An 11,440-nucleotide genomic window follows, 5' to 3' on the forward strand; every position below is an offset into this window, starting at 1 on the left:
TCTTGTCGGACTCGGAAAGCTTGGAAAGGTCGGGACGCGGGAGCTTGTTTGCCATGCCGCTATGATGAACGAAGCGTCCGGCGTTTACAACATGTATATTTCATCGTCACTCAGGCTGAACAGTTACAATCTAAAGAGGGTAAGCCATTCGGCGACATGGGGGTTATTCTTAAGCGCGTCGACACGCCATGAGAATAAACTGAATATAGCTTATTAACAGCCGCATTTTTACTTGTACATCATGGTACGACCTCGTTTGCGCAAGACTGCCCGCTAACAAAACACTCAATATTCCCAAACGTCACCTCCGCAATCTCGCGCATCGCCTCCACAGTAAAGAAGCCCTGGTGCCCGGTCACCAGCACATTCGGAAACGTCAGCAAGCGCTGAAACACATCATCCTCGATGATATCGCCCGAGCGGTCGTGGAAAAACAGCGATCCTTCCTGCTCATACACATCGATCGCCAGAAACCCCAGCTGGCGCGATTTGAGCGCCTCGATCACGGCCGGCGTATCGATCAGCGCCCCGCGCGAGGTATTGACCAGCATCGCCCCGCGCTTCATGCCGGCCAGGCTGTCGCGGTTGATCATGTGCCGGGTCGCGTCCAGCAGCGGGCAGTGCAGCGAGACGATGTCCGACTCGGCCAGCAAGGTCGGCAGGTCCACCGCCGTTCCCAGCGCGGCAAACTCGGGCGCCGGAAAAGGATCGTGCCCCAGCACGCGGCAGCCGAACCCCTTGAGAATGCGCGCCGTGGCGAGCCCGATCTTGCCGGTGCCGACCACACCCGCCGTCTTTCCGTGCAAATTGCTGCCCAGCAGCCCGTCGAGCGCGAAGTTTCCTTCGCGGACACGCGCATACGCCCGGTGCGTGTTGCGGTTGAGCGTCAGGATCAACGCCAGCGTGTGCTCGGCGACCGCCTCCGGCGAGTAGGCCGGCACGCGCGCGACGAAAAATCCCAGCCGGTGCGCGGCCTCGATATCGACATTGTTAAACCCCGCGCAACGCATCAGCACCGCGCGCACGCCCAGCTGGTGCAATGCCTCCAGCACCGGTGCATCGAGCCGGTCGTTGACGAATGCGCACACCGCATCGCAGCCCTGCGCCAGGGCCACCGTATGCAGCGCCAGCGCCGCTTCCTGATATGCGAGCGCGATATGGCGGCGCTCGTCGCGCGCCGCCAGCGCTTCGTCCAGAAAACGCCGGTCGTAGGCCTGGGTGCTGAAAATGGCAATTTTCATGGTGATCGGTTCCCGCTTGATGAAGATGGACCATCATAGCCCGGCCAGGCCGGCATCTCCACTGCGCGCGCGGATAAATAGAATGCTGCATGGCATGCGCTGTGCGCGCATCAGCACGCGTATGATTGGCTGGCTCCCAACTCATCTTCCGCGCCGCCCATGCTGAAAATCGATCCGGAATTACTGAATAATGCCAGCCTGTCGCCGCACCGGCGCGCCCTGGAGCAGGGATATCGCTGGCTGCGTTTCGAAGACGGGTTGGAACAGCAATTCCAGGCATTTTATCTGGAGAGCCAAGCCGCGCGCGTGCGCATGGCCGCGTATGTGTGCATTGTCCTGTTTATCATGTTCGTGATTCTCGACCTGACCACCTTGCCGGCCTTCGTGTCGATCCGCACGGCCAGCATCCGGATCGCGCTGATTATCCCGAGCTTTATCGTGGTGCTGCTGGCCAGCTATCGCGCCGCCTGGCGGCCGTATCTTGGAACGGCAGTGTTTTCGGCAGCGCTGGTCACGGGACTGAGCACCGTGGCGGTCATCGGCAGCGCACTCGATGCCGGCTACCAGATCCCGTACGAAGGCATCTTGCTGGTGGCCTTGTTCATCTACCTGATCGCCTGCCTCGCATGGCGCCGCGCGCTGCTGGCCAATATGGTGACCCTGTGCGCCTTCGTGATCATGGAATTCTGGCTGCAAAAGGATGCCCAGGCGCGCTTGTACCAGATCGTCTTCATGTGCGCGGCCAATGGGGTGGGCGCGTACGGCGCCTACTTCCTCGAACACAGCATCCGCACCACCTTCCTGGTCAATACGCTGCTGCACGAACTGGCCGCGCTCGATGGCCTGACCGGATTATCCAACCGGCGCACCCTGAATATCCATCTGGAGCGCGTCTGGCGCCAGGCCCTGCGCGACCGCCAGGCGGTGGCGATCGCGATGATCGATATCGATCATTTCAAGCGCTACAACGACCGTTATGGACACGCGCGTGGCGACGCGGCCCTGAAAGCGGTGGCCGACGTCATCGCCGCCCAGGCGCGCCGCCCGCTCGACCTGACCGCGCGCTACGGCGGCGAAGAATTCGCCGTGATCTGGCACAACCCGGTTCCCGGCGAATTGCAGGCCATGGGCGAAGTGCTCACGGCGGCGGTGGCGGCGCTGCGGATCGAGCATCCCGACAGCGACTCGGGCAGCCTGAGCGTCAGCGTCGGCGTGACGATCGGCCTGCCGTGCGCCGGCGACGATGCCGCGGCCCTGCTGCGCCTGGCCGATCATGCGCTGTACCAGGCCAAGCACCAGGGCCGCAACCGGGTCGTGGTCAGCGAGCCGGTGGCGGCATTGGTGTAGCGAAGAAAAGACACAATCCATCCGGCAACTGCCTGTTTAAGCGACCCTTGAGCGGATATGTTTACCGCAATTACTTTTTGTTATAGTGTCGGCATTATTTAATCAGCGGAGATTTGCACATGAATGGAGCAGGCGGAACCAGCGGCGGCACGGGGCAGTTTTTTCTCGGCCTGATCATGATGTGCGGCGGCTTCTATTTACTGCTTAACGGGATCGTGGTCAGTTCGAGTTTCGGATTCAGTTCGCGCCTGTTCGGCTTCGGTTCCGGATTCGGTATCAGCGGCGGCATGATCATGATCCCGATGATGATCGGGATCGGGATGGTTTTCTATAATTCGAAGAATTACCTTGGCTGGCTGATTGCCTTATGTTCGTTCGCGGCGCTGATTTTCGGCGTGATTTCGTCGGTCAGCATGAGCCTGCGCACGATGTCGGCCTTCGAATTGATCTGCATCCTGGTGCTGGCGATCGGCGGACTCGGTTTGTTCCTGCGCTCGCTCAAGCCGGCGCAGCCTGCACCGCCGCGCGGCCAATAACGCGGCGGCCATGCGCATCATGGCGCATGGCTCCCCGCATCAGCCCGCGCCGGTACGCATGCGCAAGCGCGCGCGCCAGGCCCCCAGGGCCGATAAGGCAGAATGAAATTCGCGCTCGATCAGGTCCGCTTCTGCGCTGGTGACGACGCCATCCATCAGCGCCTCCGACACGGCTTCGGCCACGGCTCCGACTTCGCTCATGACCCGGCACACCGTCTGCGACAGGTCGTCGCGGCCTACCTGTTCCGGTTGCGGCACGATGAAGGCGGCCATGCCGTGCCGGTTCAGCAAGGCATGCAGCGGCATCATCGCTTCCTGCACGCCGGCCTTGTGGCAATGCTCGACGATGATGGAAACTTCCTCGAACGAGGGGTAATGTGATGAAATGGTGGGCGAGAGCTTGTTGCGCAGCACATTGGCGGAAATGCCGATGTCCTTGGCCAGCATCTCCAGGCCGCCGGGATAGCGGCGCGCCACGCTGTACAGCGCATCGTGCTGGTTCATGTCCAGATATTTACGAGTCATGGTAAATCTTGCCTTTTTTTACCGGTGCATGCGCAGCCGATGTGCTGTTATGCTTCTTTCAACCTTCAATCCGGCCAAATAAAAATGAAGTCAACTCAGATTATGTTGCTGCTGGCTCTGCTGCTACCCGCCGCAACCACGGTCACGGCCGCAGCGAAGCCGTCGTCAAGTTCGAGTTCGCGCTCGAGCTCCAGCTCGAGCTCGTTCAAGAGTGGATTTTCCTCCCAAAAATCCAGTCCTACAAGTAGCAATCGGTCAACATCGTCGAGGAACTCGTCGTTTGGCTCGTTCGGCAGCCGTTCGTCGTCGGCGTCTTCGCCGCCGCCGGCGCCACCCCAGCGCTCCGGGTCGTCGTGGTCGCAGCGCTCGCAAGAGAGCGCGCCGCCACCGCAAAGATCGGGTTCGTCGTGGTCGCAGCGCTCGCAAGAGAGTGCGCCGCCGCAAAGGTCGGGTTCGGCATGGTCGCAGGGCAGCACGGCCGAGTCGGGCGCTGCGGAGAAGAAGAGTTCGTACGGTGGTTTCGGTTCCTTCGGCGGGGCGCCTGCGCGGCAGGACGGCGGCGCCCAGCCAGTGCAGCAGAAGCCGGGTTCGGTGCTGTCGCAACGCTTGAACAAGGGTAACGCCGAAGCGAATGCCTTGCGCACGCTGGAGGCGCGCCGGGCGGCGGAGCAGGCGGCGAATGCGCCGCGCGATATGCGGCCGGTGCCGCCGATCCAGCCAGGCGGGCAGTACGGATCGGGTAATGCGGGCCAGTATGGGAATACGAACAGCGGGCAGAATGCGGGGCAATACGGCGGCCAGTACAACGGCAACCGGAATGGCCAATATAACGGCAACTCGATGCCGGCGCCGATTATCGTGCCGCAGAATGGCAATAGCGGCATGGGCAGTGCGATCCTGGGGTTTTTACTGGGCCGCGCGACGTCCAATTCGCATGCGCATACCGGTTATCCGGGCAATACGAACAATAGCGGCATGGTCGGCGCCACGCCGGGCGGCAGCGCCAGTATTCCCGCTCCGGCGGGAACGGTCGAGGCGCCGCCGGAACGCTCGCTCGGTAAATCGCTGTTGCGCACGTTTGTGTGGCTGGTGATTCTCTCGGTACTCGGCTGGATCGCTTATCTGGGATGGAAGTTTTTAAGGCGCGGCAAAGCGCCGAGCACCGCAAACTATTCTTTTGATCGGAATTGAGATGGGCTGGAAGAACGCATTCGATTATATGCGCGGCATTGCCGGCAACCATGGCGCCGATGGCAAAGCGCGGCGCGAAGACGATGGCTTGCCGATGGGCGCGCGCATCGGCGGCATGCTCAAGCTGCAGATGTCGCCCCTGATCCGGGCCCAGGCCAACGGCTCGCTGATCGCCATGCCGCGCGACGCCGATACCCTGATCCAGGCGGTATCGCAGATCAAGCTCAATCTGGCGGGCGGGCTGTATCGGTATTACCTGGCCAAGGGCGACGATGACGCCAAGGAAAAGTTTTTACAGCTGTACGCCGATGAAAAAGGCCAGGTCGCCGAGATCATGTACTGCACCCAGCTGGCCCGGGTGATTCCGGAAACGGAGGAAGACCAGGACGCCTATACCGGGCGCGCCGGTTTCGGCCTGGGCGACCAGACTTATACCTTGTGGCGCGAGCAGCTCGATGATGTCGGCCTGTCCGACGACGAACTGGCCACGGTCTTCGGCGACAGCGACCGCCTCGATTATGTGCGCGATGCGGGCGACCGCAACGCCAGTTTTGTCAGTCCGTTCACGGGCACCGAAACCCGGATCGACGACGCCGGCGGCGCCAACGGGCTCAAGCAGGAAATGTATTTCATGCCGTACGTGCGCGAATTGCCGGGCGGCGGCAGCGAATTTTTGCTGATCACCACGGAGATTCTCTCCAGCGTGAATGGCGATCACTCGAAACGCGGTATCCATGTCGATTTCGTCATTGGCTTACCGGTGGAGCAAGAACGGGTCGTTATCCAGTAACGGTTCGGTAAAGGCAGTTTTACTTAACAACGAAAGGGATTCAAGATGAGCAATGCAAGTGGATGGGGACTGACGGCGCGTTTGATTTCGAAGCACTTCGGCGTGCTGGGCGACCGTATATCGTCAGCGATCGCCAATTTTGACCCTGAAACGGCGACCGAAGCCGACCGCGACCGCCTGGCGGACACCCTGCGCGCCACCGCGCAAGTGCTGGCATCGGCGCGTTCCTCTTTCGAGAAGGAACACAAGGACGTGGTCAGCCTGCGCGAACTGATCGCCAACGACGAAAAAGCCACGGCAACCTTGGCTGAGCGTCTGGCCGCCGGCAAGATTTCGGAAGCCACCGTCACCATGTTCTGCGACGAACTCGAAGCGAACAAGAGCCGCCTGCCGCAAGAAATCCAGGAAGAAGCCGACGCCAAGGCGTACATGGACGAGCTGCAAAAGATCATCGACGCGCTGTCCAAGCAGCTCGCCGAGTTCGACGCCCAGGCCAAGAAAGCGCTGCAGCAGCTGGCAGCGGCCCAGGCGCAGAAGGATCTGCAATCGATGCGCGCCGAGCGCCAGAGCCAATTGGCTGGCCTGACCGGCATGAAAGGCAATTCGACCGCCTTGAATGCCCTGACGCGCCGCGCCCAGGAAGTGAGCAACGAAGCCGAAGGCATGCGCATCGTCGCCGACATCGGCCAGAAGCCGCTCGACCAGGCTGCGGAAATCGATGCGATCCGCAAATCGGTGCAGAACGATACCAGTGGCGAAACGGCCCTGCAACGCCTGCAGCGCCTGTCGGGTAAACCCGCCGCCGCATAAGCGTCGGGCCAGCCGGCTGCCATGCGCATGGAGCTTGCGGCAGACATGAAAACGGCCTCTTTCGAGGCCGTTTTTTATACTGCTACCAAAGCGCGCATCAGAAATCGACGGTAAAACCGGCGCCGACCGAGCGCTGCGAATAGTTATAGTCGACCAGGCTTTGTCCGTAGCCCGAAAACACCTGCACATAGCCCTTCAGATTGGTCGCCAGCGGATACGCCACGGCAGCCTGGATCGCGCCATGATCGGTCGACATATTCCGGCGCGCCATGATCGAATACTCGTAGCCATCCTTGCGATAACTGGCGCGCACGTCGCCGCGCGCCAGGTAATCGGTGATGTCCGGATTGTCGTTGTTCGACTTGGCGTTATCCAGGCGGCGCCACAGGCGCGCGGTCAGCGCGAAATTGCCGTTATCGACACCGACTTCGGTATACAGCCGGTTCCAGCTGCGCGACAGCGTCGAGGTTTGCCCGTTCGACTGGTGAATCAGGCCAAAATTGACGAAACGCAGATTCATGCCGCCGAACGATTTATTGATCGGCACCACCGCCATGATTTCAGGCTGGTAGTTGGTTTCGCGGAACGGGCTCGAGGCTGCGCGGTTGTACGCCTGCCAGAAACTCTGCTGGGTGTAGCCGAGCCAGATATCGACCGGCAAGCCGGCGACTTTCTCGGCTGCCTTCATTTTCAGGCTGAGCTGATAGGTCAGCTCGACGCGCTTGGTTTTCAGGCCGGACGGGGTGAATTCGCGGTACGGCGCGTCGTTCGAGGAGCTGCTGTAATTGGCCACCAGCAGGTAGTTTTCGCGGTGCGGACGCACGGCAAAGGTACCGCGGCGCGACGCATCGCTCAGTTCCCACAACTGCTCCAGGCGCGAAATCGGCGTTTCCGGCGGCGCCGGGGTGTTGGATGCCACCGCCGGGATCGGCTTGGCTGGCTCGGCGGCGGTCGCTGCCGCTGCCGCCCTCTTGACCGGGTCGACGGCGACGGTGGCGTCCGGCGTTGGATTGCCGGCAACGGTCTCGGCCGTGGCGGCCTTGGTCAGCGTGTCGAAACATCCCAGTCGCGCGCTCGGGTCGCCAAGCACGGAGCAGCGCAGCATTTGCTGTTCGAGCTCGCCGGCCTGGGCGACGCCGGCGGAAATGAAGAGGGTGGTCAGGAGGAGGGGCAGTCGGGCGGCGTGCATGTAGTGATGTTTCTAAAATGACAAAAAGGTGGTTACTGTAGCGCAAGATGAGAAAAGATGTCGCGCTGCATGTATTGATGCGTGTAAAACGGACTCAACTGTTGTTTGACGGGTCGATATACACGGCGTATTCATTCAGAACGCTGTCGGGCACTTCGAGCACAAGGCGGTCGAGTTTTTCGTACAGCGCCAGGCGGAATTCGTCGCGGTCCAGCGACAGGTGGCAGCGCCGGTGGCAATTCGGGCACAGCGCGGCGCAGTTCGAGGTGGTATCCGAGCCGTGGCTGGCCAGCGGCATGATGTGGTGCACTTCCAGGTACGGAAAGCCGTCGGTGCCCGTGAATGGTGCCGCCATGTCGCAGCCTTCGCAGATGCCGTCGGCGACCTTGAGCACCCATGCCTTGACCGCCGGATCGCGCACGTAGCGCAGGCTGTGCGTCATCACCTGGGCGGGCGCGGCCGATCCGGCGGGCACGCCGCCGTTGCCGGGCTGGCGCAGTAGTGCCGTCACCTTGCGCGCCAGTTCGCGCTCGTCGGCGGTGCGCTGGTACATCGTCAGCGTTTCCAGGCCGTTCGCTTCCAGCATCTGACCGATGCGCAGCTTGACGCTGCTGCCGACATTGCGGGCGGGACGATAACCGATGATGTGCGGCAGGCGCAGGTCGAACAAAGTCGACGAAATATTCTGCATGCGCAATTCGACAGCGGACTCGGTACGTGCGGCCAGGGCCGTTTCGCGCAACTGCCGGTTGACTTCCGCCTTATTGATTGGCTCGCCAGCCAGCTCGCTGCGCAGCATCGCCACGTAGGCGCGCACCGACGCCGCCAGTTCCTCATCGGTCCAGTTTTTACTTGCGGTCGATGCCTCGGGCGGGGAAGAAACAGGCATCTGGACGAGTGGGCGCGATCGATAAGGGAACGCGACCAGTGTACCAGGTGTTCAATTTCTTTTGTATACGACTAGCGGCGACCTCGACCGAGCCCGAGCGTTTTTCAGGCGATCAGCTTCAGTCCCGGCGGCAGCGATTCGCCCAGGATCCAGCGTTCGGTCGCCTGGTCCAGCTGCACCACCTGCTGCACCATGGTGATGGTGGCCGGCGGCGCATTGATCGCCAGCAAGCGCTGGACGATGCGTTCGCGCAAGGCCAGCGGCAAGTCGCGCGAACGGTCGTCAGTCATGCGCGCCAGATGCACGGCGGCAAAGGCGGCCGACTCGACCTTTTTCCAGTCGAGCGCCAGGATGGCTTCAAGCCAGCCTTCGACCACCTCGGTCGGCACCACGTCGTGCGTGCTGCCGTGGAAGGGCTGGCGCGCGCCGATGCGGCCCAGCGCCCACAGGTAGCGGCTGGCGCTGGTGTTGTCCCTGGCGGGTACGGCTGGCGCTGGCTGCTCGATGCGCTCCAGCAGCCAGCCGCCGATTTCGGCCTTGTACGCGACCGGAATGCGTTCGAGCGAGGCGCCCAGGCGCAACATGTCCTCGTCGCTGCCGGCCACCACCGTGGGGCTGGCCTCGCCGCCTTCCTTATTGGTTTGCAGATTGAAGGCGAAGTCGTCGAGCAGGCGCAACTGTTCGGTGGCGCCCAGCCCGCCCGCGACACGGCGCCACAGAGTCCACCATTCGGCGCGCGCTTGTTTATCGTCGGCATGGCGCACGCCGGCTTCGAACAGGGTCCACAATTGTTCCAGCCGCCAGTCGTCGAGCGCATGGCCGAAACCCGGCCGCAGGCAATAGCCGGTCAGGTTCAGCCACACGCGCTCATGCTCGGCGGACCGGCGCCGTCCGCGCGCGCGTTGCCACAGGGCGTCGAACAGCTGGCGCAGCAGGGAGGTTGTCCATTGCTCGCGCTCGCCCAGCAGTTGCTCCAGTTGCGCGCGCAGTTGCTTGACTTCCTTGGCCGTCACCTGTTGCGGACTCTTGCCGAAGATGCGGTCGATCTTGTCGATCGCGGCCGTCAGTTGCGGCGATGGCGCGCCCTCCGGCTGGTCGCTCGCGCCGGCGGCGTTGTATTGGCGCAGGTCGAATTCCAGCAGCCAGCGCTGGCTGGCGTCGCTCAGGTTGACGCAGTGCATTTCCAAGGTGCCGACCTCGGTCAGCGCGGTGGCCAGCTGGACGGCGGTTTCCTGCTTGCTGCCTGCGGATTTGGCGCCTTGCAACACCGTCGCAATCGGCGGCAGGCGCACGTATTTCGGATCGTCGAGGTCGACCAGCTCGCCTGGCGCGGCATCGGCGCCGTCGGCGTTCGACGTCATCACATGGAAGCGCACCGGTTGCCCCAGGCGCAGGGCGAAGGTGCGGTCGGCGAGCAGGATTTCACGGCCGCTTTCGCTGCCGCGCGGCAAGATGCAGATGCCGCGCTTCGGCCCTTTCGCCTCGTCCAGCACCAGGAAATAGCTGCGCGCCGCACCGGCGTCGATGCGCGGCGCCTGGCCTTGCAGCGCCAGCGCATACGCCACCGCGCCACGGGCCACGGCCACGTCCGGATTGTCGTTGTGCAGCAGGCGCAGCGGTGCGCCGCGCCAGTTGCCCAGGGTGTGCTGCAAGCGTTCCACCAGCGCGGCGGCGCGGAATACGCCGCCGTTGAGCAGCAGGGTGTCGGGCATGGCCGTGCCGTCTTCCTGCGCCGCTTGCAGGGCAGTGGCGTGCTGCTGCAAGAAGTCGGCGATGTGGCGGGTGACGGCGGCGTCGCGCGCGTACGGTAAGCCGAATTCGACGATGCCGGCGCGCGCCTGCTGCACCCGCTCCGCAGCTGCCACCAGCGGGAAAAAGCCATCGACGATGATGCTGCCGACTTCCTCTTTCGTCAGCGCCACCGAGCGCATGCCGCCGATCATGCGCGAGCCGGACCCGAGCAAGGTCACCTGCGCCTGCCCGGGCGCGTCGGCCGCCAGCAATTGTTCCTTGGCGGCGCGGCAGCGTTCCATCAGTTGCGACAGGGCGCCCGAGGACAGGCGCGGCTGCTCCGTGCCGGCCATGTGCGCCATTTTCGCTTCCGTCACATGGGCCAGCGCCAGGTCCATATTGTCGCCGCCGAGCATCACGTGGTTGCCCACGCCGATGCGCGTTAGTTGCGGCTGCCCATCTTGCAGGTCGACCTTGATGAGGCTCAGGTCGGTGGTGCCGCCGCCGACGTCGCACACCAGCACCATGCGCGTGTGCGCCAGTTCCCCAGTCAACTCGCCGCGATGGCGGAACAGCCAGTCGTAGAACACGGCCTGCGGTTCTTCCAGCAGGCGCAGCTGATGCAGTCCGGCCTGGCGCGCCGCGGCGAGGGTGAGGGCGCGCGCGCCTTCGTCGAAGGAGGCCGGCACGGTCAGCACCAGTTCCTGCTGCTCCAGGGGATGATCGGGAAACTTGCTGTTCCAGGCCGAACGCAGGTAAGCCAGGTAGCTGGCGCTGGCCGCCACCGGCGACACCTTGGGCACATCGGGCGCGGCGCCCCACGGCAGGATCGGCGCCAGGCGGTCGACCGCGGTGTGCGACAGCCAGCTCTTGGCGCTGGCCACCATGCGCCCCGGCACTTGCGCACCGAGCCGGCGCGCCAGCTGGCCGAACACGACCGGCTGGGTCTCGGCGGCATCTTGCGGCCACGGCAGCCGCAGATCGGCCGCCGGCAATTCGCCGTCAAGCGGGTGATAACGTACCGACGGCAGCAGCGGCAGGGCGGCGACTTGCCCCGGCGCTACTAGTTGCTCGATTTCAAACAGGGTAATGGCGGCGCGCCCCTCGGGTGCATCGACAGGCGCATACGCGACCACCGTATTGGTGGTCCCGAGGTCGATACCGACGATGTACTGGCGCGCCACGCCGTGC

Annotated in this window: 11 protein-coding genes; 5 read left to right on the forward strand and 6 right to left on the reverse strand. The window is 63.3% G+C overall.

Going from position 1 to position 11,440, the window contains the following annotated elements; translation table 11 throughout:
• Positions 1 to 239 precede the first annotated feature (239 nt).
• Positions 240 to 1,241, reverse strand: coding sequence for a 2-hydroxyacid dehydrogenase (locus F2P45_RS28460; protein WP_166881589.1), 1,002 nt, complete (start codon positions 1,239 to 1,241; stop codon positions 240 to 242).
• 159 nt (positions 1,242 to 1,400) lie between these two features.
• On the opposite strand from F2P45_RS28460, the gene F2P45_RS28465 reads away from it, so the two are divergent.
• Positions 1,401 to 2,588, forward strand: a complete 1,188-nt coding sequence (locus F2P45_RS28465; RefSeq protein WP_166881590.1) for a GGDEF domain-containing protein — start codon at positions 1,401 to 1,403, stop codon at positions 2,586 to 2,588.
• 119 nt (positions 2,589 to 2,707) lie between these two features.
• On the forward strand, positions 2,708 to 3,124 hold the full coding sequence (locus F2P45_RS28470) for a hypothetical protein (protein WP_166881591.1): 417 nt from the start codon (positions 2,708 to 2,710) through the stop codon (positions 3,122 to 3,124).
• A 39-nt stretch (positions 3,125 to 3,163) separates the two neighbouring features.
• Here the strand turns inward: F2P45_RS28470 and F2P45_RS28475 are convergent, their stop codons facing one another.
• Both F2P45_RS28475 and F2P45_RS28480 read right to left on the reverse strand, forming a co-directional pair.
• Positions 3,164 to 3,649: a phage regulatory CII family protein gene (locus F2P45_RS28475; protein ID WP_166881592.1), complete on the reverse strand. Its 486-nt coding sequence runs from the start codon at positions 3,647 to 3,649 to the stop codon at positions 3,164 to 3,166.
• Between the two features lie 95 nt (positions 3,650 to 3,744).
• Positions 3,745 to 4,263, reverse strand: coding sequence for a hypothetical protein (locus F2P45_RS28480; RefSeq protein ID WP_166881593.1), 519 nt, complete (start codon positions 4,261 to 4,263; stop codon positions 3,745 to 3,747).
• On the opposite strand from F2P45_RS28480, the gene F2P45_RS28485 reads away from it, so the two are divergent.
• Genes F2P45_RS28485 through F2P45_RS28495 form a run of 3 tightly spaced genes read left to right on the forward strand, consistent with a single transcriptional unit; the run spans position 4,241 to position 6,440 of the window.
• Positions 4,241 to 4,840, forward strand: coding sequence for a hypothetical protein (locus F2P45_RS28485; RefSeq protein ID WP_223164849.1), 600 nt, complete (start codon positions 4,241 to 4,243; stop codon positions 4,838 to 4,840). The genes F2P45_RS28480 and F2P45_RS28485 overlap by 23 nt on opposite strands.
• A 1-nt stretch (position 4,841) precedes the next feature.
• Positions 4,842 to 5,630: a DUF2491 family protein gene (locus F2P45_RS28490; protein ID WP_166881595.1), complete on the forward strand. Its 789-nt coding sequence runs from the start codon at positions 4,842 to 4,844 to the stop codon at positions 5,628 to 5,630.
• Between the two features lie 45 nt (positions 5,631 to 5,675).
• Entirely contained in the window at positions 5,676 to 6,440 is a 765-nt protein-coding gene (locus tag F2P45_RS28495; RefSeq protein ID WP_166881596.1) for a hypothetical protein, read from the forward strand.
• 97 nt (positions 6,441 to 6,537) lie between these two features.
• Here F2P45_RS28495 and F2P45_RS28500 read toward each other — a convergent pair whose 3' ends face one another.
• The 3 genes from F2P45_RS28500 to F2P45_RS28510 form a co-directional block, all read right to left on the reverse strand.
• Positions 6,538 to 7,629, reverse strand: a complete 1,092-nt coding sequence (locus F2P45_RS28500; RefSeq protein ID WP_166881597.1) for a phospholipase A — start codon at positions 7,627 to 7,629, stop codon at positions 6,538 to 6,540.
• Positions 7,630 to 7,723: 94 nt separating this feature from the next.
• Positions 7,724 to 8,518, reverse strand: coding sequence for an HNH endonuclease (locus F2P45_RS37070; RefSeq protein WP_166881598.1), 795 nt, complete (start codon positions 8,516 to 8,518; stop codon positions 7,724 to 7,726).
• 104 nt (positions 8,519 to 8,622) lie between these two features.
• Entirely contained in the window at positions 8,623 to 11,433 is a 2,811-nt protein-coding gene (locus F2P45_RS28510; RefSeq protein WP_166881599.1) for an Hsp70 family protein, read from the reverse strand.
• Positions 11,434 to 11,440: the final 7 nt, after the last annotated feature.

The sequence above is a fragment of the Massilia mucilaginosa genome (genome assembly GCF_011682145.1).
GTDB classification, from domain to species: Bacteria; Pseudomonadota; Gammaproteobacteria; order Burkholderiales; family Burkholderiaceae_D; genus Telluria_A; species Telluria_A mucilaginosa.